19 protein-coding genes are annotated in these 25,418 nt (G+C 71.2%); 9 read left to right on the top strand and 10 right to left on the bottom strand.

Features of this window, described 5'->3' with window-relative positions:
- Position 1: 1 nt before the first annotated feature.
- Positions 2-367 (bottom strand): MGMT family protein, encoded by a 366-nt coding sequence (locus tag OG858_RS30390; RefSeq protein WP_306300430.1) that lies wholly within the window; start codon positions 365-367, stop codon positions 2-4.
- Positions 368-552: 185 nt separating this feature from the next.
- Between OG858_RS30390 and OG858_RS30385 the strand changes: the two genes are divergently transcribed.
- From OG858_RS30385 to OG858_RS30375, 3 genes are all read left to right on the top strand, one after another.
- Positions 553-3,354, top strand: a complete 2,802-nt coding sequence (locus OG858_RS30385) for a lysylphosphatidylglycerol synthase transmembrane domain-containing protein (protein ID WP_179200864.1) — start codon at positions 553-555, stop codon at positions 3,352-3,354.
- A gap of 124 nt (positions 3,355-3,478) precedes the next feature.
- Positions 3,479-5,029: an alpha/beta hydrolase gene (locus OG858_RS30380; protein ID WP_319319482.1), complete on the top strand. Its 1,551-nt coding sequence runs from the start codon at positions 3,479-3,481 to the stop codon at positions 5,027-5,029.
- A 118-nt stretch (positions 5,030-5,147) separates the two neighbouring features.
- Positions 5,148-6,662, top strand: coding sequence for an alpha/beta hydrolase (locus OG858_RS30375; RefSeq protein ID WP_327724851.1), 1,515 nt, complete (start codon positions 5,148-5,150; stop codon positions 6,660-6,662).
- A 92-nt stretch (positions 6,663-6,754) separates the two neighbouring features.
- Here the strand turns inward: OG858_RS30375 and moeZ are convergent, their stop codons facing one another.
- The 7 genes from moeZ to OG858_RS30340 all read right to left on the bottom strand — a co-directional run bounded on the left by moeZ (position 6,755) and on the right by OG858_RS30340 (position 16,720).
- Positions 6,755-7,933, bottom strand: a complete 1,179-nt coding sequence (gene moeZ, locus OG858_RS30370; protein WP_086747256.1) for an adenylyltransferase/sulfurtransferase MoeZ — start codon at positions 7,931-7,933, stop codon at positions 6,755-6,757.
- 63 nt (positions 7,934-7,996) lie between these two features.
- Positions 7,997-8,746 carry a spherulation-specific family 4 protein gene (locus tag OG858_RS30365; protein ID WP_319066531.1) on the bottom strand — a complete coding sequence of 250 codons (750 nt, stop codon included), beginning with the start codon at positions 8,744-8,746 and terminating at the stop codon, positions 7,997-7,999.
- Entirely contained in the window at positions 8,734-9,693 is a 960-nt protein-coding gene (locus OG858_RS30360) for an NAD-dependent epimerase/dehydratase family protein (RefSeq protein ID WP_319066530.1), read from the bottom strand. The genes OG858_RS30365 and OG858_RS30360 overlap by 13 nt, the downstream gene beginning before the upstream one ends.
- Before the next feature lie 196 nt (positions 9,694-9,889).
- The gene (locus OG858_RS30355) at positions 9,890-11,395 is read right to left on the bottom strand and encodes a hypothetical protein (protein WP_373420930.1); all 1,506 of its coding nucleotides are present in this window, start codon (positions 11,393-11,395) and stop codon (positions 9,890-9,892) included.
- Positions 11,392-13,449 carry a DUF3492 domain-containing protein gene (locus tag OG858_RS30350; RefSeq protein WP_328544240.1) on the bottom strand — a complete coding sequence of 686 codons (2,058 nt, stop codon included), beginning with the start codon at positions 13,447-13,449 and terminating at the stop codon, positions 11,392-11,394. The genes OG858_RS30355 and OG858_RS30350 overlap by 4 nt, the downstream gene beginning before the upstream one ends.
- Positions 13,450-13,661: 212 nt before the next feature.
- Complete coding sequence (locus OG858_RS30345) at positions 13,662-15,215, bottom strand: DUF3152 domain-containing protein (RefSeq protein WP_456243140.1); 1,554 nt, start codon at positions 15,213-15,215, stop codon at positions 13,662-13,664.
- A gap of 281 nt (positions 15,216-15,496) precedes the next feature.
- Entirely contained in the window at positions 15,497-16,720 is a 1,224-nt protein-coding gene (locus OG858_RS30340; protein ID WP_328544242.1) for an alpha/beta fold hydrolase, read from the bottom strand.
- A 263-nt stretch (positions 16,721-16,983) separates the two neighbouring features.
- On the opposite strand from OG858_RS30340, the gene OG858_RS30335 reads away from it, so the two are divergent.
- The 4 genes from OG858_RS30335 (at position 16,984) to OG858_RS30320 (ending at position 18,972) form a co-directional block, all read left to right on the top strand.
- On the top strand, positions 16,984-17,202 hold the full coding sequence (locus tag OG858_RS30335) for a hypothetical protein (RefSeq protein WP_086747472.1): 219 nt from the start codon (positions 16,984-16,986) through the stop codon (positions 17,200-17,202).
- A 201-nt stretch (positions 17,203-17,403) separates the two neighbouring features.
- The gene (locus OG858_RS30330; RefSeq protein ID WP_086747474.1) at positions 17,404-18,045 is read left to right on the top strand and encodes a TetR/AcrR family transcriptional regulator; all 642 of its coding nucleotides are present in this window, start codon (positions 17,404-17,406) and stop codon (positions 18,043-18,045) included.
- 212 nt (positions 18,046-18,257) lie between these two features.
- Entirely contained in the window at positions 18,258-18,485 is a 228-nt protein-coding gene (locus OG858_RS30325) for a DUF3107 domain-containing protein (protein ID WP_037694977.1), read from the top strand.
- A gap of 214 nt (positions 18,486-18,699) precedes the next feature.
- Entirely contained in the window at positions 18,700-18,972 is a 273-nt protein-coding gene (locus OG858_RS30320; protein ID WP_037694974.1) for a hypothetical protein, read from the top strand.
- 255 nt (positions 18,973-19,227) lie between these two features.
- Here OG858_RS30320 and OG858_RS30315 read toward each other — a convergent pair whose 3' ends face one another.
- Positions 19,228-20,004: a ferritin-like fold-containing protein gene (locus OG858_RS30315; protein WP_086747473.1), complete on the bottom strand. Its 777-nt coding sequence runs from the start codon at positions 20,002-20,004 to the stop codon at positions 19,228-19,230.
- A gap of 319 nt (positions 20,005-20,323) precedes the next feature.
- Here OG858_RS30315 and OG858_RS30310 point away from each other — a divergent pair, with 319 nt between their 5' ends.
- Positions 20,324-22,906, top strand: coding sequence for a DEAD/DEAH box helicase (locus tag OG858_RS30310; protein ID WP_408059435.1), 2,583 nt, complete (start codon positions 20,324-20,326; stop codon positions 22,904-22,906).
- A 330-nt stretch (positions 22,907-23,236) separates the two neighbouring features.
- On the top strand, positions 23,237-24,115 hold the full coding sequence (locus OG858_RS30305) for an alpha/beta fold hydrolase (RefSeq protein ID WP_319066525.1): 879 nt from the start codon (positions 23,237-23,239) through the stop codon (positions 24,113-24,115).
- Positions 24,116-24,291: 176 nt separating this feature from the next.
- Here the strand turns inward: OG858_RS30305 and OG858_RS30300 are convergent, their stop codons facing one another.
- On the bottom strand, positions 24,292-25,197 hold the full coding sequence (locus OG858_RS30300) for an NYN domain-containing protein (RefSeq protein WP_179201500.1): 906 nt from the start codon (positions 25,195-25,197) through the stop codon (positions 24,292-24,294).
- Between the last annotated feature and the right edge of the window lie 221 nt (positions 25,198-25,418).

Here is a 25,418-nt window from a genome sequence, read left to right as displayed (position 1 = left end):
GTCAGGTGTGACCCTCCGCACGTTCGCCGCCGTCCCAGCGTGCCCGTCTCATGTCGACGCGCGGCACATGGCCCTCGGTGGTGCGGCTCGCCTCGCGCAGGGGGGTGCCCTCAGCGCGGTAGCGGTCCAGGGCTCTCAGTTCGTGGCCGGGCAGCAGGACGCCGTCGGCGCGGACGACCCGCCACCACGCGACCGCGCCCCCGTAGAGGGCCATCACGCGGCCCACCTGGCGTGGGCCGCCCTCCCCCAGCCATTCGGCGACGTCCCCGTATGTCATGACCCGTCCAGGCGGGATCAGGTCGGTGACCTCGAGGACCCGCTCCGCGTACTCCGGCAGGGCGTCCACCGGAAGGCTCTCCTCGCTCATCCGCCCCATCCTGCCCCACCCCACCGACAATGGGACGTGGTGACCGACGCGTGCGTCCCTCGCCCCGGGGGCGGTCTTCGGGCAGACTGTGCGCCCCCGCATTGCACCCTGATGCCCCTGTGTGCCCACCGGGCATGCCACCATCGTGCGGGCGGTGACTGGTGATACGAGACCAAGAAGAGACGATGAAGCAGCAGAGCGTGCACCCCGATGACGCGGCGGGCACGTCTGGCGCCTCTTCGCGCCCGGACACCGCCGAGGAAGGCGACAAGAGCACCGAAAACGTCTCGAAAAAGACATCCGGCACCACCCCGCCCGCGGCCGAAACAGCCTCCCCCGTGACGCACGAGAACGAGAAGCGGCAGGAGGAGCGCGACGAGGACGACCTTGAGGAGGCTCACGCCGAGGAGGTCGAGGGCGACGAACCGTTGCTCCCCGCGCGCGTGCACCGTCCTTCCGACCTCATGCGGCTGGCCGTCGGCGTCCTCGGGATCATCGTCCTGCTGGCGATCGCCGCGTTCGCCCACGGCACCACCTCCGGGCTCGAACAGGACATCAACAAGGGCACGGGGCAGGCGCCCGATCTTCTGATCAAGCTCGCGGGCCTCGGGTCGAGCATCGCGATCCTGCTGGTGCCGGTCGCCTTCGCGATCGAGCGGCTGATCAAGCGGGACGGGCTGCGCATCGCCGACGGCGTGCTCGCGGCGGTCCTGGCACACGGAGTGACGCTGGCGACAGACCTGTGGGTCGCCAGGGCTGCCCCCGACTCGATCCAGGAAGCGCTCACCCAGCCCTCACCCGGCGACATCCACGCCCTCACCGACCCCGTGCACGGCTACCTCGCGCCGGTCATCGCCTACATGACCGCCGTCGGCATGTCCCGCAGACCGCGCTGGCGCGGCGTGCTGTGGATCGTGCTGCTGCTGGACGCCTTCTCGATGCTGGTCACCGGCTACACGACACCGTTCTCGATCATCCTGACGGTGTTGATCGGCTGGACCGTCGCCTACGGGACGCTGTACGCGGTCGGCTCCCCGAACGTACGCCCGACCGGCCGGACCCTGATGGCCGGCCTCAGGCGGGTCGGCTTCAAACCGGTGAGCGCGGCCCGTGAGGAGATCCCGGACACGGCGGAGGGCGGTGACCGGGGCCGCCGGTACTTCGTGACCTTGGAGGACGGTCCACCCCTGGACGTCACCGTCGTCGACCGGGAACAGCAGGCGCAGGGCTTCTTCTACCGCGTCTGGCGGCGGCTGACGCTGCGCGGCATCACCACACGCCGCAGCCTTCAGTCACTGCGCCAGGCGCTGGAACAGGAGGCCCTGCTCGCGTACGCGGCCATCGCGGCCGGCGCCAACGCACCCAAGCTGATCGCGACCTCCGAACTCGGACCGGACGCCGTGATGCTCGTCTACGAGCACACCGGCGGCCGCACCCTGGACTCCCTGGCGGACGACGAGGTCACCGACGAGCTGATGTCGGACACCTGGCACCAGGTGAAGGCACTGCAGTCACGGCGCATCGCGCACCGCAGGCTCGTGGGCGACGCGGTCCTGGTGGATCGTTCCGGCATGGTGATCCTGACCGATCTGCGGGTCGGTGAGATCGCGGCCGGCGACCTGGTGCTCCGCATGGACGTCTCCCAACTCCTGACGACATTGGGCCTGCGCGTGGGCGCCGAACGCGCCGTGGCCTCGGCGGTGAGCGTGCTCGGCCCCGACGCGGTGGCCGACTGTCTGCCGATGCTGCAGCCCATCGCGCTCTCGCGCTCCACGCGCGCGACCCTGCGCAGACTGGCCCGCGAGCGCGCCGAACGCGAGCGCGAGGCGGTCCTGGAGGCGTCCCACCTGGCCAAGCAGGCCCGCGCGGAGGAGCACGTCAAGGCCACCGAGCCCGGCAAGGCCGACAAAAAGGCCGTACGGGCCGAGCAGCGGGCCGAGAAGCGAGCGATCGACGAGGCCCTGGAGGAGGCCCGCGAGGAGGACCTGCTCACCCAGATCCGCCACCAGGTGCTCCTGATAAGGCCCCAGGCACCGGTCGAACCGGCCCGGCTGGAGCGGGTCAAGCCGCGCACCCTGATCAGTCTCATCGCCGGTGCGATCGGTGCGTACTTCCTGCTGACCCAGCTCACCCACACCGAGTTCGGGCCACTCATCGAGAACGCGGAGTGGGGCTGGGTCGCCGCGGCCGTGTTCTTCTCGGCGCTGAGCTACGTGGCTGCGGCGATGAGCCTGCTGGGCTTCGTGCCGGAGCGGGTGCCGTTCCTGCGAACCGTGGCGGCACAGGTCGCGGGATCGTTCGTGAAGATCGTGGCGCCGGCCGCGGTGGGCGGTGTGGCACTCAACACACGCTTCCTGCAGCGTGCGGGTGTGCGTCCGGGGCTCGCGGTGGCGAGTGTCGGCGCGTCGCAACTCTTCGGGCTCGGCTGCCACATCCTGATGCTGCTCGCCTTCGGCTATCTGACCGGCACCGAGAAGACACCGTCCCTGTCGCCGTCGCGTACCGTCATCGCGGGCCTGTTGACGGTCGCGGTGCTCGTTCTGGTCGTGACGTCGATCCCGTTCCTGCGCAAATTCGTCGTCACGCGCGTGCGGTCACTCTTCGCCGGTGTCGTACCGCGCATGCTCGACATCCTGCAACGGCCGCAGAAGCTGATCACCGGAATCGGCGGCATGCTGCTGCTCACCGGCTGTTTCGTGCTCTGCCTGGACGCCTCGATCCGCGCCTTCGGCAACGACGCGGCCTCGATCAGCATCGCCAGCATCGCCGTCGTTTTCCTCGCCGGCAACGCACTGGGGTCCGCAGCGCCGACCCCAGGTGGTGTGGGCGCCGTCGAGGCCACCCTGACCTTCGGTCTGACCGCCGTGGGGCTCCCTTTGGAGGTCGCCGCGCCTGCGGTGCTGCTGTTCCGACTGCTGACGCTGTGGCTGCCCGTACTGCCGGGGTGGCTGGCCTTCAACCAACTGTCCCGAAAGGGCGCTCTCTAGGCAGGTCCACGCGCGCGTGGGTCCCCTTTTCCGAACTCACCCCGGGGCTGCGCGCGGGTGCCGTGCCTCACCCGCACGGCCCGCGTCCCGAGCGCGCCGACCCGGGCGGCTCCAGGATGGGTGCATGCCCACCCCGCCCCGGCCGCGTGCCGTTGCCGTGACCGCGATCGCCGTCCTGCTGTCTCTGTCGGCGGCCGGCTGTGGCGACGACGCCAAGGGGGACGACGAGGACCTGACCTCCCAGAAGCTGAGCTGGGAGACCTGCGAGGCACCCTCCGAATCCGAGGGCGGCGGCGCCGCGCCCTCACCGCTGCCGGACGGCGACGTCTGGCAGTGCGCGACCATGCGGGCGCCCCTCGACTGGGACGAGCCCAGGGGCGACACCATCCCCATCGCGCTGATCCGGGCCAGGGCCGGCGGCGCCGCCGACCAGCGCATCGGCTCGCTCGTCTTCAACTTCGGCGGCCCCGGCGGCTCGGGCGTCAAGGCGCTCCCCTCCTCCGGTGCGGACTACGCGAAACTGCGCACCCGCTACGACCTGGTGAGCTTCGATCCGCGTGGCGTCGGCCGCAGCGCCGGCATCGAGTGCGAGGACGACGAGGAACTCGACGAGTACTTCCAACAGGACGGGACACCGGACGACGCGGCCGAGCGGAAGGAGTTCCTCGACCACACGAAGGCGTTCAACTCCGCCTGCGAGAAGAACTCCGGCAAGACCCTCCCCTACGTCCGCACCACGGACGCGGCCCGCGACCTGGACCTCATGCGGCAGGTCCTCGGCGACGACAAGCTCCACTACTTCGGCATCTCCTACGGCACCGAACTCGGCGGCGTCTACGCCCATCTGTTCCCCAAGAACGTGGGACGGGCGGTGTTCGACGCGGTCGTCGACCCGACACAGACGGACGATCGGGGCTCGCTCGGACAGGCCAAGGGGTTCCAACTGGCGCTCGACAACTACGCACGGGACTGCGTGTCGAAGGAGGAGGACTGCCCGGTCGGCGACACCGAGCAGGACGTCAAGAACCGGATCACCAAGCTGCTCGACGACCTCGACGCCAGGCCGATCACGGGAACCTTCCGCCGCGACCTGACCCAGTCCTCGGCCACGAAAGGGATCGCCCAGGCCCTGTACTCCCAGGACCTCTGGCCGTATCTGACGGAGGGCCTCCAGATGGCGTACGACGGGGACGGCAGCCTGCTGATGCTGCTGTCCGACTCGCTGAACGGGCGCAGCGAGAACGGCGAGTACAGCAACGCCGCCGCGGCGCACGTCTCCATCAGCTGCTCGGACGACAAGCCGCGCTACACCACACAGGACGTGGAGGCGAAGCTGGCCGAGTTCCGGGCGGCCTCGCCCGTCTTCGGCGAATGGCTCGCCTGGCAGTTGCTCACCTGCACCGACTGGGCGGTCCCCGGCGCGGCCGACCATCCCGACGTGCGCGCCCCGGGCTCGGCGCCGATCCTCGTCATCGGCAACACGGGCGACCCGGCCACACCGTACGCGGGCGCGCGGAAAATGATGGAGGCGCTCGGGGCGGGCGTCGGGATCGAGCTGACATACAAGGGCCAGGGGCACGGTGCGTACAACAGCGGGAATGCGTGCGTCCAGACGGCCGTGGACGGTTACCTGCTGAGGGGGAGGGTGCCGAAGGCCGGCACGGTCTGCTCATAAAAGTGCAGGTCAGAACGTTATCCACAGGCAATCTCGGCATTCACTGCAATCCGCATACCATGGCATGACCGCCATTCGGGACATCCGGCGGACGGTATCGCGAGAGGGGGACGTACGCATGGCGCGATTTTCACGGGGGGCGGCTGTGGCCGCAGCCGTGCTGCTGATCGCCGGCTGTAGCGGCGGCAGTGACGACCGGGCGGGTGAGGAGGCGGACGACGGAAAGGCCTCGGCCTCCTCACCGGCGCCCCAGAAGCTCGGCTGGGGGCGCTGCAAGGCGACTTCGGAGGGCCCGGCACCGGGCGACGACTGGCAGTGCGCGACGCTGAAGGTGCCGCTGGACTACGCGAACCCGGACGACGGGACGATCGGGCTCGCGCTGATCCGCAGCAGGGCGACCGGCGACGCCGACGAACGTATCGGCTCCCTCCTGTTCAACTTCGGCGGGCCCGGCGGCTCCGGCGTGTCCACGCTGCCGTCGTACGCGGGACTCACGAGCGAACTGCACGAGCGGTACGACCTGGTGAGCTGGGACCCTCGCGGGGTGGCCGCGAGCGAGGGGGTGCGCTGTCGAAGCGACAAGGAGATCCAGGCGGGCGAGTCGGTGGACGCCACACCGGACGACGTGACCGAGGAGACGGCCTTCTTCAAGGACGCGACCGCCTTCGGCGCGGGCTGTGAGAAGGCCGCGGGCAAGCTGCTGTCGCATGTGTCGACCACCGAGACCGCCCGCGACATGGACCTCATGCGCCAGGCCCTCGGCGACGAGAGGACGCACTACTTCGGCATCTCCTACGGCACCGAACTCGGCGGCGTCTACGCCCACCTGTTCCCCGAGAACGTGGGACACCTGGTCCTGGACGCGGTGGTCGACCCGACCGCCGACACGGTGGGCCACGCGAAGAACCAGGCCCTGGGCTTCCAGCGCGCTCTCGACAACTACCTGAAGTCCACCGGCCAGGACCCCGAGGAGGGCACCCGGAAGATCGAGGAGTTGCTGGAGCGGATCGACGCCGAGCCGCTGGCGACGACGTCCGGCCGCGAGCTCACCCAGACGCTGGCGACCACCGGCATCGTCCTGCCGCTCTACAGCGAGCAGAGCTGGCCCACGCTGACCAGTGCGCTCGACGCGGCCGAGGACGGCGACGGCACCGAGCTGCTCGCACTGGCCGACGGATACAACGAGCGTGATCCGTCGGGCCGCTACGGCACCACGACCCACTCCCAACGGGTCATATCGTGCCTGGACCAGAAGCAGCGGCCGAGTCCGGAGGAGACGAAGAAGCTGCTGCCCGAGTTCCGGGAGATCTCCCCCGTCTTCGGCGAATTCCTGGGCTGGGACACCGCAGGCTGGTGCCACGACTGGCCGGTGCCGGGCCTGACGGACTCACCGGAGGTGAGCGCACCGGGAGCGGCGCCCGTCCTCGTGGTGGGCAACACCGGCGATCCGGCGACGCCCTACGAGGGGGCGCGGAAGATGGCCGGGGAACTGGGCGAAGGTGTCGGTGTGATGCTCACCTGGAAGGGCGAGGGGCATGGCGCGTACGGCAGCGGCAGCAGCTGTGTCGACTCGACGGTGAACGCGTATCTGCTGGACGGGACGGTGCCGAAGGACGGCAAGGTCTGCGCGTAGACCGTCACGGCCGCCGACTCGAGCCGAGGGGGGCGGCAGCGGTGAGGGGCCCGGCACCCGTGGCGCCGAGCCCCTCCCTGGAAGGCGTGTGCCTAGTAGACCGGCTTGTTCGGCTCGATCTGGTTGACCCAGCCGATCACGCCACCGCCGACGTGCACCGCGTCGGCGAAGCCCGCCGACTTCAGGACCGCGAGGACTTCCGCACTGCGGACGCCCGTCTTGCAGTGCAGGACGATCTTCTTGTCCTGCGGGAGGGCCTCCAGGGCAGTGCCCATGAGGAACTCGTTCTTCGGGATCAGCTTGGCGCCCGGGATGGAGACGATCTCGTACTCGTTGATCTCGCGGACATCGATGATCTCGATGTTCTCGCCGTCGTCGATCCACTCCTTGAGCTGCTTGGGAGTGATCGTCGAGCCGGCGGCCGCCTCCTGGGCCTCCTCGGAGACAACGCCGCAGAAGGCCTCGTAGTCGATGAGCTCGGTGACGGTGGGGTTCTCGCCGCAGACCGCGCAGTTCGGGTCCTTGCGGACCTTGACCTGGCGGTACTGCATCTCCAGGGCGTCGTAGATCATCAGGCGGCCGACGAGCGGCTCACCGATGCCCGCGAGAAGCTTGATGGCCTCGTTGACCTGGATGGAACCGATGGACGCGCACAGCACCCCGAGGACGCCGCCCTCGGCGCAGGAGGGGACCATGCCCGGCGGCGGGGGCTCCGGGTAGAGGCAGCGGTAGCAGGGGCCGTGCTCGGCCCAGAAGACGGAGGCCTGGCCGTCGAAGCGGTAGATCGAGCCCCAGACGTACGGCTTGTTCAGCAGCACGGCCGCGTCGTTGACCAGGTAGCGGGTCGCGAAGTTGTCCGTGCCGTCGACGATCAGGTCGTACTGGCTGAAGATCTCCTTCACGTTCTCGGCCTCGAGCCGCTCTTCGTGGAGGATCACGTTCACGTACGGGTTGATGCCGAGAACGGAGTCGCGCGCGGACGCGGCCTTGGAGCGGCCGATGTCGGCCTGGCTGTGAATGATCTGGCGCTGCAGGTTCGACTCGTCGACCTCGTCGAACTCCACGATGCCGAGCGTCCCGACGCCCGCCGCGGCCAGGTACATCAGCGCCGGCGAGCCCAGGCCGCCGGCGCCCACGCAGAGCACCTTGGCGTTCTTCAGCCGCTTCTGCCCGTCCATCCCCACGTCGGGGATGATCAGGTGGCGGGAGTACCTGCGAACCTCGTCTACGGTGAGCTCGGAAGCGGGCTCGACCAGGGGTGGCAGCGACACGGGGACTCCGTTGGTCGGTCAATCACTACAGTTGTTCTCCCCGTAACACTGCCACGCCCTCTTTCATTCCGAGACACCCGTTCCAATCAGCGAGACGATGTCGTCCCAGTAGCCGGGCATCGCCTCCCAGGGGTCGATCCGGCCGCCGCGGTCCGTGCGGTCGGTGAAGTAGATCGTGGCGGCGCCCTGCCAGCGGGCGATGCGCAGCGCCTCGTCGAGGTGGCCGCGCGGGACACCGTGGACGAAGTGACAGAAGCGCTCGGGCGGATGGTCGGCGGTCCACTCGGCCACCTGCGACCAGCGGTAGTCGTTCCAGGGCCCGGAGAAGGTCACCAGTTGGTCGGCGGTCTCGGCATACCCGGGATGTGGATGGATGCCATGGCCGAGGACGATGTGACCGCCGCCGAGGAGTGCGCGGAGCGCGGTGACCGTGCGGGCGGTCTCGGGCAGGGCGCTGCGCTCGGTGGGGCAGCGGTCCAGGAGGAAGCCGTCGATCCGGTACCAGTCGAGATAGCGGCGCGCGTCGAAGGCGATTTCGGCGTAGGTGCGCGCCCCGTAGGTCACGTCCAGGTGACCGAGGACCCGGACGCCCGCGTTCCGCAGCCGTCCGGCGGCTTCCAGGCAGTGGGGGTCGGGCCGGCTGCCGGGACCGTCGGAGACGTTCAGGACGACCCAGTGCAGGGGGGTGCCGGGGCGGGTGAGTTCGCCCCACTCGAGTGGGGCGACGAGGGGGTGCGCATAGCCGGGGATGCCGAAGCCGAGGCTTAGGCCGGTGCTCGTGATGCCGGACGGGGCGGGGGTCAGATACGGCACGCCGCCTCCATCCAGATGTCGGCGAGGGACTCCTCGAGGTTGATCCTGGGCCGCCAGCCGAGCCGGTCGCGAGCGGTGCGGACGTCGGCCTGCTGCCAGCTGCCGCAGCCGTCCGGGTAGGGGTAGGAGACGGGGGCCGCGTGGTCCGGTTCGGGGCGGGGGTGGCCGATGGCGGGCCTGAGGGGGCCGGTTGGGGAGTCGAGTTCGTGGAGGGCGCCGCCGTAGCCGGCCACGCGGGCGAGGACGGCCGCGGCGTCGCGGAGACGCACGGCGCGACCCGAGCCGATGTTGATCACGCCCTGGGCCGCGGAGAGCGAGGCGGCATGGACGGCGCGGGCGACGTCGCGGACGTCGACGAAGTCGCGCTGGACGCCGAGCCCGCCGAGTTTGAGTTCGCCGTCGCCGGACTGCATGGCGCGGCGCATGGCTTCGGCGAGTCGGCCGAGCGGGGAACCGGCCGGCGTGCCGGGTCCGGCAGGCGAGAAGACGCGGAGGACCACGGCGTCCAGGCCGGAGCCGAGGACGAGCTCGGTGGCGGCGAGCTTGCTCACGCCGTACGGGCCGCCGGGGCGGGGCACGGCGTCCTCGGCGGTGGAGGAGCCTGGCTGGCTGGGCCCGTATTCGGCGCCGCAGCCGAGCTGTACCAGGCGGGCCCCGCAGCCGCTGCGGCGCAGGGCCTCGCAGACGGTGGCGACGGCGACGGTGTTGTGCCGGGTGAGTTCGCGGGCGCCGCCGCGGGTGGCGCCGGCGCAGTTGACGACGACTCCGGGGTGGACAGCGTCCAGGAAGCGGGTGAGCGCGCCTGGGCTGCCGGTGGCGAGGTCGAACCGTACGTCGGCGTCGTCGCCACGGCCGAGCGCGGTGAGCTGGACGGCCGGGTCGGCGAGCAGGCGTTCGGCGACGAAGCGGCCGAGGTATCCGTTGGCTCCGATCAGCAGGACCCTCATCGGGCGGCTCCCGGGGCGGGTTCTCCGGTTCGGGAGGTGATCATCTGGCGTTCTCCTTATGGGGTGGTGCCGTGGGTGATGAGTGGGCCCGCGGTGTCGGCCCCGCGGGAGGGGACGCTCGGGACGGAAGTCCCGCGCATCGGTCGGGCTCGGACTTGCACGGCGGTGTACCACCGTCGTGCAAGTCCGAGGTGGGTCAGGTCTCCCCGGAGGGCAGGGCGTGGGCCGAGGCCCGGGTCAGCGTGCGTGTGGCGTGGACGAGCAGGGCGAGCGCGGTGGTGCCGCACACGAGGGCGGGGACGGCCCCGGGCCCCCAGGTGTCGGCGACGGTCTCGACAGGGACGGCCAGGAGGGAGCAGCCGGGCAGGCGGCTTGCGAAGACCGTGCCCAGCGTGAACGCCTCGGCCAGAGCGGCTGCGCGGAGGGTGACGGTCGGGACCTGGGCGAACCCGTGCGCAATGAGGAGACGGGCGAGCAGAAGGAGAACGCCGAGGGCACCCGCGCCGACGTACCCGGCCGGCTCGTGCAGGATTGCACCGCACAGCGCGAGCAGGGCGGTTAGGGCACAGAGGTGGAGCGCGAACACTCCGAGAATCAGGGGCTTCACGGAGTCGGCGAACTCCGCGAGGCCTCGGCTGGCGGCGAGTTTGCGGCGGGCACCTACGGAGAGAAGGTGGGCGGACCAGACTGCGGGGGCGCAGGACAGGGCGAGCGCGAGCACGGGGGCCTCGGCCAGGGGCCAGGCGCCCTGGGGGCCGCCGTCGAGGCCGGCGGCGAGCAGGCCGTCGCCGAGAAGGGCGTACGTGATCAGCCAACAGGTCCAGGCGCGGGTACGGCCCGCCGTGTCGGCCGGAGCGCGCAGCGGGCCACGGGTGAGGGCCACACGGAGGCCGAGGGCCACCGCGAGGGCGCCGAGGGCAGCGACGGCGAGACGGGGTTGACCGTCGGTGAGGCGTACTCCTACGACGGCCGCCGCGCAGAGGGAGCCCGGCAGGAGGGCCAGCACGGCCCATCCGCCGCGCACGCCGGGCGCACCCGGCACCGGCTCACGCTCCGTGGATTCCTCCCCGTCACGCGACACACGCGCGTACATCTCCTCGGCGAGTGAGAACACGTCCCGGTGGCGGAAGCGGGCAGCCGTACGGTCGGTCACCCCGTGCGCCTCCAGCCCGGCGGCGATCTCCAAGGAGTCCACCGCCCGCTCGCAGAGGTCCCGGTGCCGGTGCATCAGAGCCTTCACGGGATCGGCTCCACCACGTCGGGGGGCGGCCTCGGGCTCGGCTGCGGCGGGGCAGCGGGCGCCCGGCCGGAGGGTCGGGCCGGGCAGGGCTACGAGGTCATGTGCTGCCAGGAGGTCGGGCGAAGTCATGGCATCCAGCAGGGGCTTCGGACCGGGCGAGCCCTTGGCGCCGGGCTCACCCGACAGCCCTCCCGGGCCCGGCTCGCCCGACCGCTCTCCCGAACGCGACGCGCTCACCTCAGCCGACCCACCGGGTCCGTCCGACCCACCGGGCCCGTCCGGCGCACTGCCGGATCCGTCCGACCCGCCCGGCCCGTCCGACCCATCCAGTCCGGCCATGCGGTCGGGTCGGTCGACTCGGTCCAGTCCTGCCGCGCGGTCCAGCCCGTCCACGCGGTCCATGACGTCCGAGCGCTCCAACCCATCGAACCCGTCCAGCCCGTCCAGCCGCAGCTCGCTCATCGCGCCCCCTCCCCCGCCGGAACCGGCTCCCCGGCCGCTGTGCCCGGAGGCCTCTCCACAGCCCGGACCGGATCGGACGCCGAAGCCGACGCCGCAGTTGTGGCAGGTGCCGCCGCCGGAGCCTGGCCGGCCGCGTGGCTCTGTGCCGGGTCGGGCGAGGAGTCCGGCGCCGAGCCGGGATCAGAACTTGCAGCCGGCGTCGTGACCGGCACCGATGCCGTGGCTCGCGCATGCGTCGTCGCCCGCACAGGCGTCGTCGCCCGCACAGGCGCGCCGCGGGCCCAGTGCGGCCGACCGGCGGCACCCCCGCCGAGGCCCGCGACACCGGCGACCCCCGCTACCCCTGCCACACCGGCGACTCCCGCTACCCCGAGGCCGCCCGCCACCAGCCGGGGATCGGTCCAGCGGCCGGGCACGTGGGCCTCCGCCGGGGCGCTGAAGGGCAGTGGTTCGCCGGTCCCGTCGAGGACGACCTTGCGCACCGGGGCGTGGGAGACGACCTCAAGGTAGATGCCACGAAATGCCGCGACGTTCTGTTCCACCGTGAAGAGTTCGAGGGCTCGTGCGCGGGCGGCCGCGCCCAGGCGCGCACGGCGCTCGGGTTCCCGCAGAAGCGCCACGCACGCCTCGGCCAGCGCCCGCGGGTTGCGCGGTGGGACGACGAGGCCCGTGCCGCCGATGACCTCCACGACGGCGCCCACGTCGGTGGAGACCGTCGGCCTGGCGCAGAACATGGCCTCGACCAGGCTGATCGGGAAGCCCTCGACGACGCTGGACAACACGACCACCGCACCCGCCGCATAGGCCTCGGCCAGGTCGGGGACTGCCGGGTCGCCGATCTCCTCGAAGGAGACGGGGTTGTAGCCGATCGCGTGGACGCCGTCCGCCTCGTCGGGGAAGAGCTGCGCGGCCAGGGCCTTGCAATGGCCCAGATAGGCGGTGGCCTCGGACCCCGCTGCCGCTCCGACGATCCTGAGCCGCGCCTTGGGCTCCGCTCGGCGGATCTCGACGAAGGCGTGCAGCAGCGAGATCAGATCCTTGGCGGGCTCGATACGGCCGACCCAGACCAGCGTGTACGGATCCGCGCCCTCCAGGGACTCGCCCACCTCCGCGAAACGGGCGGCGTCCATGCCGGGATAGACCGTCCGGATCCTGGCGCGGTCGGCGCCGCAGCGCTCCTGCCAGCGCCGGGCGTGGGTGTTGCCGGGGGTGAGGCAGGCGGCCTGCCGGTAGACCTCGGCGGTCAGTCGCCGGTGGAAGGCCGCGAGCAGGGCGCGCACCGGCGCCTCTCCCGAGGCCCCGAGGTAGTGCGCCCGCAGCGGCACTCCGTACTCGGTGACCAGCAGCGGCACCCCGTGGAAGTGACGGGCCAGCAGCCCGGGAAGTGCGGCCGAGCCGCCCGCCGCCGCGTGGCACAGGTCGACCGAGCCGAGCCCGTCGTCCTCGTACCAGTCGAGTGACAGGGGGCGCAGGGCGCGTTCGAGATGTGCGGCGACCGTCAGCAGATCCGGTACGCGTGCCTCGCGCGCCCCTCGCAGTGCGCCCGGCGCGCGACAAGCGCGCTCCAGGGTCCGCACGGCGACCTCGGAGCGCAGCGCGCCGACCAGCCCACCCTCGTCGCGGCCCAGCTCGGCGAGCCCGTACAGCGCGTTGCCGAAACGGTCCGCCTCAGCGTCGGCCCCGCCTTCGAAAGCCTCCCCGGCCCCACCGGCCCCACCGAGTAGCCCGGCCTCACCAGCAACACCGTGGACCCGGCCCGCTCCCCCCGAGCACACCGCCGCGACCAGTTCGCCGTACGCCTCCGCGAAGCACCTCCGCGCCCGGCGTCCGTGGACGACCCCGTCGTCCTCGGCCGTCCACAGCGGTGCCGTACGGACCCGGCTGACCTGCGGCGGCAGCGGGATCCAGCCCTCGTCCTCCTGCCGCTCACTCCGGCTGAGCGCGTAGATGTCGAACTCGTGTCGCTCCAGCCCACGTACGAGTCGGTCGCACCAGAGCCTGGCGTCACCGCTCACATACGGATAGCCACCCTCCGTAAGCAGTCCGATACGCACGCGTGCACCCCCGATCTCCCGTTTGAGAAGCCGCCGTTCACCCGGCGGCTCGCAGCGGGACGAACGTATGCGGACAAGGCGGTGGTGCGACGGACGGTTGTCCATCGCACCACCAAAAGGGGTGAACGGTCGTAACTTTCCCTAGCGGGACGCGTTTTGTCGCGCTAGGGGATCACTCGGTCACGCCGTGTCAGGCGCCGGGCGGGCTTCCGTCAACTACCGGGGTAGGGCCAGGGATTGGCCCTGCACGTGATCCCGTCCTGCGTCAGGAACTTGCTCTGCTGCTGCATGACGGGCGCGAGTTCGCCGTCCTTGTCGCAGGTCACATGGGGGTAGCCGAGGCGGTGGCCGATCTCGTGGTTGATCAGCATCTGCCGGTACGCGTGGATCTGATCGCCGTACGTCTCGGAGCCCTGGGCCCAGCGGTACGCGTTGATCATCACGCGCTCCGTGGCGGCCGAATCACAGGACACGTTGTCCACGGTCGTGTCGAGCCCCGACTTGGCGCACCAGAAAGCGGTGGTTCCCGGGCTGGCCAACGTGATCACGAAGTCGGGTGTTCCCGAGGAGATCCGCTCGAACGTACGACCACCGCTGTGGGCCCAACTCCGGTCGTCGTTCAGGGTCTTCTGTACGGCCTCGGCGAACAGCTCGGCGTCCAGCCCAAGGCCCTTCTCGACATCGACCCGGTAGCGGTACTTCTGTCCCGTCCCCGGCGCCTTGTCGAAGCCCCTGACCGCATCGAACTTCCCGTCGCCCTCCAGATCCGCGGCCAGCGCGTACACCTTGCCCATCTTCTGGTCGTACGACAGCGGGGTCGCGCTCGGGCTCGGCGGACCGGACGGTGTGGGCCGGTTGTCGCTGCGCGAGGCGCCACGCACATCACGCTCGCCGGCGTCGGCGGCCTGCGACTGCGTGGCGGTCTCGTCCTGTCCGCCGGCCACCTGTCCGCCCACGACCACCGCCAGCACGGTCGTGACCGCGGCGGCAGCGATCCCGGCGAACGCCCGCCCCTTGGCCCCCTTAGCCGCCCCGACGCCCTCGGCCCCATCACGCGGAGGCTGCTCCTGCGACACCTGCTGTTGCGACAGCTTCCGCTGCAGCGGTTCCTCTTGCAGTGGCCCCTCGTGCGCCTCGTGCAGCGGCTTCTCTTCGAGAGCCACCTCGACCCGGTGGTCGGCATCGGCCCCCGGCGCGGCACGGTGTGTCCGACCGGGTGCGAAGACGTCGTCGACCTCGTCGAAGGCGTCCAGATAGGCCTGGCGGGGGCCACCGGGGGGCATGGTCTCCTGCCGCTGCCGGGGAATGGGGATGCGGCGGCCGGAACGCTCCGGAGGCTCACCGTACGGGGCACCGGGGAGTGGCGCCTCGCCCGGCACACCATACGGGGCCCCTTGCGGAGCCCCTTGCGCCACGCCGTGTCCGGCACCCGTCCGGGGCCCACCACCACCCAAGTGCCCCCAACCGCCGCCCGCTTCACGCTGCTCGGGGTGCCCACCACGACTCGGTGGGTAGCCACGGACCGGGGTGCCGTCCGGGAACCGTGGGAAGCCCTGTGCGGGCGTGCCGTCCGGAAGGCGCGGCACCCCGTGCGCCGGAGTGCCGTCAGGAAGGCGTGGAAACCCGTGCGCCGGAGTGCCGTCGGCGAAACGGGGGACGGCGTGCGCCGGGGCGCCATCCGGAAGGCGCGGGAAGCCGTGCGCGGGGGTGGCATCGGGGAGACGCGGACCCTGCCGCCCAGGCGCACTTGCGTTGAACTGCGGCATCCCCTGACCGGGAGCCTGGCCGTACCTGCGGCGCGGCGGGGGACCGCCCGGCGGTTTCCCTCCTGCCGACGACGCAGCCGCAGCCGCAGCGTCCCTGGCGGCCGGAGGAGCCGGTCCGCCCACGCCCTGGGCCCCCTGCACTCCCTGGACCCTCGGTACCCGCTGCGTCGCCGGTCCGCGGTCGCCTGCCCCGGCGGACGCCGCCGTCCGGGCTTCCCTTATATCGTTTGTGTCGCCTTTCGGCGCCCGCCCCTTGCGGCTGTGCCGTCCCACGCCGCGCCTCAGCTCCCCACGCCGGCAGAGCCCGCTGGAGGCCCTTCGGTGGCCGATCGGGCACTGTCGGCACCGGCCAGGCGGCCGCCGCCCACCGAACCACCGTCATTCGAAGCGTCAACCGACACCGAACCCGCAGCACCAGCACCAGCACCAGCACCAGCACCAGCACCAGCCGAACTCAACGAAGCCGCAGCCACAGGCGAATCCACACCCGGATCCCAGCCACCCGACCCCGACCCCGACCCCATCGACACCGAATCCGCCCCGCCGCCCGACTTCCCCGTATCCGCGAGCAGTTCACGGAACGCGGCGGCAACAACCTCCGGATACTCCATCATCGCGACATGCCCCGCGTCCGGCAGGGAGACAAGGCGGGAGTCGCGGAAGGAGCGGGCGGCGCGCTGGGCCATCCGGTAGCCGACGAGTTGGTCGCGGCGGCCGTAGACAAGGAGGGTCGGGGCGAGGACTCGCTCCGCCTGACGCCAGAGCGAGTGCTGCCCGCCCAGGGTGTAGGCGTCCACCAACCCCCGGGCGGAACGCGTCAACGCGTCCCACATGTACGGCAGCTGGACCCGCCGCTCCATCTCCTCGACAGCGTTGCGGAAGCCCTCGTCCGTCACGCGGCCGGGGTCGCCGTAACAGAGTGCAGTAACGCCCCGTACGCGCTGCTCGGCGCTCCAGCCCCTGGTGAAACGGGTGAAGAGCGCCGCGATACCCGGCAGCGCGAGCATCGCGGTCGGCACGGCGGTCCGCTGCACGCGAAGCTCCGGCAAGGCGGGCGACACGAGGGTCAGGGTGCGGACGAGATCGGGGCGGAGGGCGGCGACACGGGTCGCGATCGCGCCGCCGAGGGAGTTGCCGAAGAGGTGGACAGGACCGCGCCCGGCTGCGTCGAGGTGGCGAATGACCGCGCGCGCGTGTCCCGTGAGGGAGTAATTACCGTCGTCCGGTGGCGGCGAGTCGCCGAAGCCGGGCAGATCGAGCGCCTCGCTGTCCACGAGTCCGTCGAGCAAAGGCATCAGCGCGGACCAGTTCTGCGAGGATCCGCCCAGGCCGTGCACGTAGAGGGCGGGCGGCAGTCCCTCGCGCGCCGGCGGTCTCGACCGCACCGACAGCGTGATCCCGGGCAGCCTTACCGACCTCAGCTGTTCCCCGGGCGCCACACGCACTGCGCTCGCCTTCGGCGACGCGGTGGCGGTCGGCAGGGACGGTGGCTCGGGCGAAGACATGCGGGCAATGTTACGAGACGATCACGCAGTGACTCATGTGTTCGCCGTCACAGATCAGGACACAAATCAGCCACTCGCCATGGGGTACGGGCGGGGAGCACCCACCGCCGGGACCGCACAGGGACCGCATAGCGCCACTATCACCCTTCTCCTAGGCTCATAAGCAGGGCATCCAGGCTCGCGAACAGGGCACCCGTACGTGGCCCCCGCCGCCTTCGAGGACGTTCCGGCGGACCAGGGCGCACCAGGAAGGGGAACCCGCGATGGCCGTAGACCCGACCGAACCCGACACCTTCGTCGAGGAGGACCCCGTGGAGCTCGAAGACGTCGAGGCCCCCGAGGCCGATGCCGCCGAGCAGCGCACGGACTGGACACAGAAGCGGGACGACCCGCTGACCGACGCCGATCCGAGCGCCGCCAACGAGGCCGACCTGGCGGAACAGGCCCGCGTGGTCTCCCTCGATGAGGAGGACTACCGGTAACCCGATCCTCACCAGGAACGACGCCCGGCGGCGAGAAAGAGCTTCTCCGTGCCCGCTACACCCCTGTTTAATGCGGCATGCGGCACTATCCCCTACGTCCGGTCCGTGAAATTCTGCGCTCGCACCGCGCACACCCGGGTTACCGAAAAGTACGATGGCGGCGCGGCGCACACCCGCATGTGGACGATCTTGGGAGGCGGCGTGACAGCCATCGAGCAGACAGAGGCGGCGCGCCCGCGGGGCACACGCCTGCCGCGCCGAGCCCGACGGAACCAGTTGCTGGGCGCCGCCCAGGAAGTCTTCGTGGCCCAGGGCTACCACTCGGCCGCGATGGACGACATCGCCGAGCGTGCCGGAGTCAGCAAGCCGGTGCTCTACCAGCACTTCCCCGGCAAGCTCGACCTCTATCTGGCCCTGCTGGACCAGCACTGCGAATCCCTCATCCAGTCCGTGCGCGGCGCGCTCGCTTCGACGACCGACAACAAGCAGCGCGTCCGGGCCACGATGGACGCCTACTTCGCGTACGTCGAGGACGAGGGCGGCGCGTTCCGGCTGGTCTTCGAGTCGGACCTGACGAACGAGCCCGCCGTGCGCGAGCGCGTGGACAAGGTCACCAACGAGTGCGCGGAGGCCATCTGTGACGTCATCGCCGAGGACACCGGTCTCTCTCGCGCGGAGTCGATGCTCCTCGCCTCGGGCCTGGGCGGCCTCTCCCAGGTGGTGGCACGGTCCTGGCTGCACAGTGACCGCAGCGTCCCGCGCGAGCAGGCGGTGCAGCTGCTGGCCTCGCTGGCCTGGCGGGGCATCGCGGGCTTCCCCCTGCACGGCATCGACCAGCAGTGATCGACAGCGCTGATCGCCGATACCGCCGACGGCATCGAGCGTGCGACCCCGGACCGGCCGCGCGACCCGGCCCCGGTCCGCGGTTTTGTTCCCACGCCCTGTTCGCTCCTGGCGTTCTCAGGCGGAGCGTGTACGTCCCCTCACCGGGCTAATGTGTGCTGCGTACGGCGCGGAAGCCCGCGCACTTCACTGACCGTCGGAGGGACATAGCCGTGGAGGTCAAGATCGGCGTGCAGCACGCGCCCCGCGAGATCGTTCTGGAGAGCGGTCAGAGTGCCGAGGAGGTCGAGCGTGCCGTTGCCGATGCGCTGACCGGCAAGACGGCGCTGCTGAGCCTCACGGACGAGCACGGACGCAAGGTGCTGATCCCGGCCGACCGTCTCGCCTACATCGACATCGGCGAGTCGGCCGTCCGCAAGGTGGGCTTCAGCGCGCTGTAGTCACGAGGCACAAGGCACAAGAGGTATACGGAGGGGCCCGGTGGTGTGAAACCACCGGGCCCCTCCGTACGCCCGCTCCTCATGGCTCCCACGGGCCGAACCGCACAGAGCGACTACATCTCGTCCACAGACGATGATTGCGTGCCGCGGCTCGCGGGTAGTACCGGCTACGACCGATTTGCCCAGGCCAGGCCGTGCGGGAGGGAACCCGATCATGTTCTTGGAAGCACTCGGATCCGCGCTCCTCGGCTTCGCCCTGGCCTGCGCCGCCGCTTACCGCCTCCCCCACCGCCTGCCGTCCCGCACCCTGGTCCTCCCGACCGGCACCGCCGGCGCCCTCTTCGGCGCCTTCCTCACCCACACGGCACTGGGCTCCGCGAACTACCCGCTGATCCTCACCGGCGCACTGGTCATGGCAGCCGCCTCCCTGTCCCTGCTCCTGCGCCCGACGGAACGATTTCGACGCAGCAGCTCAGCGACGGCGTGACGAACCGCGGACAGGGACGAAGCCCCGTCCGGGAGCGCGGGGAACTGCGCGAACAGCCATGAAGCACCCGCACCCACCGGACGGCGAGTCCCCCCACGACGAATAGGCCGTTTCTGACGGCTCTTGAAGCCGTTGGTAAGCGGTTACGGACGAGTCCGGTGAGGCAGCCGGCGCCTCACGAGTCGCCTCGCGCGGCGCCGATCGGCCGGATGATCTCCGACCAAGAGCCATCAGAAGCGCCCTGGGCGCCCCCACTCAGGCCGCGAGGCCCAGCGCAGCCATCCGTTTGGTGTGCGCCTCGGTGATCCGCGAGAACATCCGCCCCACCTCGGCCAGATCGAACCCGTCGGCGACACCCCCCACGAGCATCGTGGACAAGGCGTCGCGGTCGGCCACCACCCGCTGGGACTGCGACAGCGCCTCCCCCATCAACCGCCGTGCCCACAGCGCCAGTCGCCCGCCCACGCGCGGATCCTCGTCGATCGCGGCCCGCACCTTCTCCACGGCGAACCCGGCGTGCCCCGTGTCGTCCAGCACCGCGAGCACCAGCCCGCGCGTGTCCGAGTCGAGGTGCGCCGCGACCTCCCGGTAGAAGTCGCTGGCGATCGAGTCGCCGACGTACGCCTTGACGAGCCCCTCCAGCCAGTCCGACGGCGCGGTCTGCCTGTGGAAGCCGTCGAGCGCGTCGACGAACGGCTCCATGGCACGCGTCGACTCCTCGCCCACCTCGGTGAGCCGGTCCCGGAGCCTCTCGAAGTGGTGGAACTCGGCCGCCGCCATCTTGGCCAGCTCGGCCTTGTCGACGAGGGTCGGCGCCAGCTTCGCGTCCTCCGCGAGCCGTTCGAACGCCGCCAGCTCCCCGTACGCCAGCGCGCCCAGCAGGTCCACCACCGCGGCGCGGTACTGCGGGTCGGCGGAGGCCCGGGCCCAGTCCTGGGCGGCGATCCCGGTGACCTCGGCGGTGTCGGCGGCGTCGGCGGACTCGCTGCCGGTGGCGTTCTCAGGCTTGTCAGACGTGGTCATGCAGCGCACAATAGCCCGCTCCGCGCAAGGCGGAAGGGCCCGGTCACTCAGTGTGCCCTTCAGTGTGACGACGACTACGTGACCAAATCGGCCATCGCATATGCGCGATTCCGGGGTATGGTGGTAATGCGCCTGCTGGTACGTCGACGTAGTTCGACCGTGTCTCGACAGGCCGCACGCATGAGGATGCCCGGTCGGTGGCCCGATCGGCTCCGACCCGACAGCCCTCCTTTTCCGTACGGCACTCTGCGTACGGCGTCCGGAGGGAACCCCTCAGCGGTATGAGCGCTAGAGCGTCGGCAGTGGTCCCGTGCCACACGGTCCGCCCGTGAGGCGGCCGACGTCCCCGGCACGGTCCGACACGACCCCCGCGCTCGCCTCACACCGCGTACACAGAAGAGGCAGCACCCTGACTACGACTTTCCGAGATCTCGGAATCTTCCCCGAGACGGCCGAGGCCCTTGAGGCCGTCGGCATCCTCACCCCCTTCCCCATCCAGGAGATGACGCTCCCGGTCGCCCTCACCGGCACCGACATCATCGGCCAGGCCAAGACCGGCACCGGCAAGACGCTGGGCTTCGGCCTCCCGCTCCTCGAGCGCGTCGTCGTCCCCGCCGATGTCGAGGCCGGCCGCGCCAAGCCCGAGGACCTCGTCGACTCGCCGCAGGCGCTCGTCGTCGTCCCCACGCGCGAGCTGTGCACCCAGGTCACCAACGACCTGCTGACCGCCGGCAAGGTGCGCAACGTGCGCGTCCTGGCGATCTACGGCGGCCGCGCCTACGAGCCCCAGGTGGAGGCCCTCAAGAAGGGCGTCGACGTCGTCATCGGCACCCCTGGGCGGCTTCTCGACCTTGCGGGCCAGAAGAAGCTGAACCTGAAGAACGTCAAGTGCCTGGTCCTCGACGAGGCCGACGAGATGCTCGACCTGGGCTTCCTGCCCGACGTCGAGAAGATCATCAACATGCTTCCGGCCCGGCGCCAGACGATGCTGTTCTCGGCGACGATGCCGGGCGCGGTCATCGGCCTGGCCCGCCGTTACATGTCCCAGCCGACGCACATCCGCGCCACGGCCCCGGACGACGAGGGCGCGACGGTCGCGAACACCTCTCAGCACATCTACCGCGCGCACAACATGGACAAGCCCGAGTTGGTCTCGCGCATACTGCAGGCCGACGGCCGCGGACTGGTCATGGTCTTCTGCCGTACGAAGCGCACGGCGGCCGACCTCGCCGACCAGCTCAAGCAGCGGGGCTTCGCCTCCGGCGCGGTCCACGGCGACCTCGGCCAGGGCGCCCGCGAGCAGGCCCTGCGCGCCTTCCGCAACGGCAAGGTGGACGTCCTCGTCTGCACCGACGTCGCAGCCCGCGGCATCGACGTCGAGGGCGTCACCCACGTCATCAACTACCAGTCCCCCGAGGACGAGAAGACCTACCTGCACCGCATCGGCCGTACGGGCCGCGCGGGTGCCAAGGGCATCGCGGTCACTCTCGTCGACTGGGACGACATCCCGCGCTGGCAGCTCATCAACAAGGCGCTGGACCTCGGGTTCAACGACCCGCCGGAGACGTACTCCACCTCCCCGCACCTCTTCGAGGAGCTCAATATCCCGGCGGGCACGAAGGGTGTCCTGCCGCGCTCCGAGCGCACCCGGGCCGGGCTGGACGCCGAGGAGCTGGAAGACCTCGGTGAGCCGGGCGGGCGCGGTCCGCGCGGTCGCGGCGGCCGTTCCTCCGGCCCGTCGTCCGCCGAGCGCGAGCGTGAGCGCCCGGCGCGTACGCCGCGCAGTCGCCGCCGTACGCGCAGTGGTTCCAGCGTCGACGGGGCGTCCCCGGAGGCCGCCGCGGTCACCAAGCCCTCGGAGTCCGCGCAGACGCCGGGTACCGGCTCCGCCGAGTCCGAGCCCCGTACACCTCGCCGTCGCCGCCGTACCCGCGCCGGCGCCGGTGCGAACCCCGGCGCCGAGACCGCGGTCGAGAGCACGTCGGCCGAGCGGGCCGAGGCCGTGGTCGAGACCGTCTCGGGCGCACCTGCCGAGTCGGGCGAGGAAGCCTCGAAGCCGCGTCGCCGCCGCACTCGCAAGTCGGTGGAGGCCGCCGAGGCTCCCGAGGCCGTGGCCGGCGCGGAAGCCTCGCTCGACACCGCTGAGGGTGCGGTCGCCGCCGAGGCTCCGGCCGCGCCGCGTCGCCGCACCCGCAAGGTCGCCGCGCCCGCCGAGGCCGTGGTCGAGGAGACCGCCGCCGAAGAGGCTCCGGCCACACCCCGACGCCGCACGCGCAAGACCGCCGCAGCCACCGTCGAGGCGACGGACAGCGCCGCCGAGACCGCCCTCGACACCGTCGAGGCGCCCAAGCCGCGTCGCCGCACCCGTAAGAGCGTGGCGGAAGCCGCCGAGAGCGTGGTGGAGGCTGTCGCCGAGGAGGCTCCGGCCACGCCTCGCCGTCGGACCCGCAAGGCCGCGGTGGCCGCCGTGGCGCCCGCTGCCGAGGCCGCGCTCGACACGGCCGAGGGTGCGGTCGCCGCCGAGGCTCCGGCCGCGCCGCGTCGCCGCACCCGCAAGGTCGCCGCGCCCGCCGAGGCCGTGGTCGAGGAGACCGCCGCCGAAGAGGCTCCGGCCACACCCCGACGCCGCACGCGCAAGACCGCCGCAGCCACCGTCGAGGCGACGGACAGCGCCGCCGAGACCGCCCTCGACACCGTCGAGGCGCCCAAGCCGCGTCGCCGCACCACCCGTAAGGCGGCGGCCACGGCCGAGGGCGCGGTTCCGGCCCAGCCGACGGAGGAGCAGGCCACGAAGCCGCGTCGTACGCGTAAGGCTGCGGTTCCGGCTGTCGTCGAGGCGGCGGCCGAGGCTCCGGCGCCGCGTCGTCGTGCTCGGAAGGCCGCGGCTGCCGTGGAGCCCACGGAGGGCTGAGCCGAACAGCCGAGTGAAGGTCCGGTCCCTTTTCGGGGCCGGGCCTTCGGCGTTCCAAGGGGTTCTCGCCCCCACCGCCCATGCCTGCCCCTTCCTCCAGGGACTGTGCCCCCATTTTTTCCTCCTTGGCGCCTGGTAGCTCGGTGAGGGCTGTTGTCGGGGACGGGTGCAGGCCGTGTGTGGTTGATCGCTCGACTCCCCGCGCCCCTGAGAACCGTGGGCGCGCCCCACGCTGTCGACCAGCCCCCGCCCACCCGCACCCGACGACCGGCCCTCGGGGTCGCAGGGGTGGCGCGACCGTCGGGTTCGTGGGCCGGTTACCCTCCCCCCATGAGCCGTCCCCCGACCTTCACCCCGCCCGCCGGTGCCAGGGCCCACCTTCTGCGTACCCCTCGTGGGGAGTTCGCCGTGATCGAGGCGGGGGCGGCGGTGAAGGGGACCGTGTTGCTCGTACCGGGGTTCACCGGGAGCAAGGAGGACTTCATCGCGCTGCATGAGCCGTTGGCGGAGGCCGGGTACCGGTCGGTGGCGGTGGACGGCCGCGGGCAGCACGAGAGCCCGGGGGCCGAGGAGGACGAAGCGCCGTACGCGCAGGCGGAGTTGGCGAAGGATCTGCTCGCCCAGGCGGAGGCCGTGAGCGACGGCACCCCCCTGCATCTCGTCGGCCACTCCCTCGGCGGTCAGATCTCCCGCGCCGCCCTGCTGCTGGACGCCTCCCCGTTCGCCTCGCTCACCCTCATGGCTTCCGGCCCCGCCCGGATCTCGGGCGGCCAGCAGCAGCGCGTGAAGCTGTTGCGGGATGCCCTGGCCGTGATGGACATGGAGCAGGTGTGGGACGCCATCCAGGCCATGGAGGCGCCGGAACCGGAGGAGACCGAGACGGGAGCCCTCGACGAGGGGCTGGACGACCGCGCCGACCTGCGCCGCCGCTGGCTCGCCACCAGCCCCGCCCAGCTCATCGCGACAGGCCGCCAGCTCTGCGAGGAACCGGACCGCGTCGCCGAACTCGCCGCCGTGGACCTGCCCAAGCACGTCCTGTCCGGCGAACGCGACGACACCTGGCCGATTCCGCTCCTCGACGACATGGCCGTGCGCCTGCACGCCCACCGCACCGTCATCCGTGACGCCGAACACTCGCCGAACACCGACCAGCCGACGGCGACGGCGGACGCCCTCATCGGTTTCTGGGACCGGATCGCCACCGGCTGACCCGACATCGGGACCTCTGGTCGCCCTCGGTGTGGCCAGGCCGTTTCCGACGGCTCTTGAAGCCGTTGGCGAGCGGTTACGGACGAGTCCGGTGAGGCGGCCGGCGCCTCACGAGTCACCTCGCGCGGCGCCGATCGGCCGGATGATCTCCGGCCAGGAGCCATCAGAAGCGCGCCCTAGTACTGCGCCCGCAGGTGCTCCCAGAAGCCGTCCCGCAGCGCCCTCCTCAGGTCGGCCTGGCCCCGCAGCGAGTACTGGAGCAGCCCCTCCGCCTCGACGAGCAGGTCCTGGTCGACGGAGCCGGGAAGGTACGGGTGGCTGTGCAGAAGCTCCTGCAGGGGCTCCCGGCCGCGGGAGGCGAGCCACTTCGCGGCGATCTGCGCGCCGACGAAGCGGACGTCCTCACGGGTGGGGCGAGGGCCGGTGGGGGTCTCGTAGGTGGCGGCGGCCCGCCGTGACACGTACGGCTTGAAGAAGTCGAGGTCGAAGGTCCGCTGACTGTCGACCTCCCAGAGCAGCGGATCGGCCTGGTTGCGGCCCTCGGGAGCCTCGATGCCCCACAGGTGGACCCGCGCCCCGTACCCCTGCGCCGCCTCGACCGCCGACACCAAGTCCTCGTCGCCGCCGATGAGCGCCGCGTCGCTGATCGCGCGGTGCCGGGCCAGTGACTCCAGATCGGTGCGGATGAGGGAGTCGACGCCCTTCTGCTGGTTGTTGGCGTTGAGGTTGCCGAGTCGCACCTTCACGTCCGGCAGTTCGGCGATCGACTGCTGTTCCGCCGTATGGATGCGGCGGCGTGCCCCGTCGTACCAGTAGACCCGCAGCAGTCGGCTGTCCGCGAAGATCGTGCGCGCCTTGTCGATCAGCGCGTCGATGAGTCCCTCCGCGTCGAGGTCGAAGGACCGCCGGTCCTCCGTCCCCGCGACGAGCCGCCCCACGGCCGCGTACAGATACCCGGCATCGACGAAGATCGCATGTGTCGAGGGCGTCTTCGCCACCTCGGCGAGCATGCGATGAAGCAACTCGTTCGTACGTTCGATGCGGGCGCCGAGCGCCGTGAGGTCGTCGTTCATCACCACCATTGTCCCGGCGGTCACGCTGCGAACACAACCGGTCCCAATCAGTCTTCCCGCCTGTCGGTAGACATACCCCCACATCACTTACCGGCTAGTAATTAGCTTCTCGAAAATTTTCCTTAGCGTAAGGAATGTTTGTAACATGCATACCGTTGACTCCATATGGAACACGGGCACCGATGACCCGCGAACCGCCACCAGTAGTTCTCCTCAGGAGGATGACCAGA

This window comes from Streptomyces europaeiscabiei (assembly GCF_036346855.1).
GTDB classification, from domain to species: Bacteria; Actinomycetota; Actinomycetes; order Streptomycetales; family Streptomycetaceae; genus Streptomyces; species Streptomyces europaeiscabiei.
This window is presented reverse-complemented; position numbering and strand designations above follow the sequence as displayed.

Bases quoted from the DNA above. Each gene is read 5' to 3' on its own strand.
- OG858_RS30390 (WP_306300430.1), bottom strand. From the start codon at position 367: ATGAGCGAGGAGAGCCTTCCGGTGGACGCCCTGCCGGAGTACGCGGAG.
- OG858_RS30385 (WP_179200864.1), top strand. From the start codon at position 553: ATGAAGCAGCAGAGCGTGCACCCCGATGACGCGGCGGGCACGTCTGGC.
- OG858_RS30380 (WP_319319482.1), top strand. From the start codon at position 3,479: ATGCCCACCCCGCCCCGGCCGCGTGCCGTTGCCGTGACCGCGATCGCC.
- OG858_RS30375 (WP_327724851.1), top strand. From the start codon at position 5,148: ATGGCGCGATTTTCACGGGGGGCGGCTGTGGCCGCAGCCGTGCTGCTG.
- OG858_RS30360 (WP_319066530.1), bottom strand. From the start codon at position 9,693: ATGAGGGTCCTGCTGATCGGAGCCAACGGATACCTCGGCCGCTTCGTC.
- OG858_RS30355 (WP_373420930.1), bottom strand. From the start codon at position 11,395: ATGAGCGAGCTGCGGCTGGACGGGCTGGACGGGTTCGATGGGTTGGAG.
- OG858_RS30345 (WP_456243140.1), bottom strand. From the start codon at position 15,215: ATGCCGCAGTTCAACGCAAGTGCGCCTGGGCGGCAGGGTCCGCGTCTC.
- OG858_RS30340 (WP_328544242.1), bottom strand. From the start codon at position 16,720: ATGTCTTCGCCCGAGCCACCGTCCCTGCCGACCGCCACCGCGTCGCCG.
- OG858_RS30335 (WP_086747472.1), top strand. From the start codon at position 16,984: ATGGCCGTAGACCCGACCGAACCCGACACCTTCGTCGAGGAGGACCCC.
- OG858_RS30320 (WP_037694974.1), top strand. From the start codon at position 18,700: ATGTTCTTGGAAGCACTCGGATCCGCGCTCCTCGGCTTCGCCCTGGCC.
- OG858_RS30305 (WP_319066525.1), top strand. From the start codon at position 23,237: ATGAGCCGTCCCCCGACCTTCACCCCGCCCGCCGGTGCCAGGGCCCAC.
- OG858_RS30300 (WP_179201500.1), bottom strand. From the start codon at position 25,197: ATGGTGGTGATGAACGACGACCTCACGGCGCTCGGCGCCCGCATCGAA.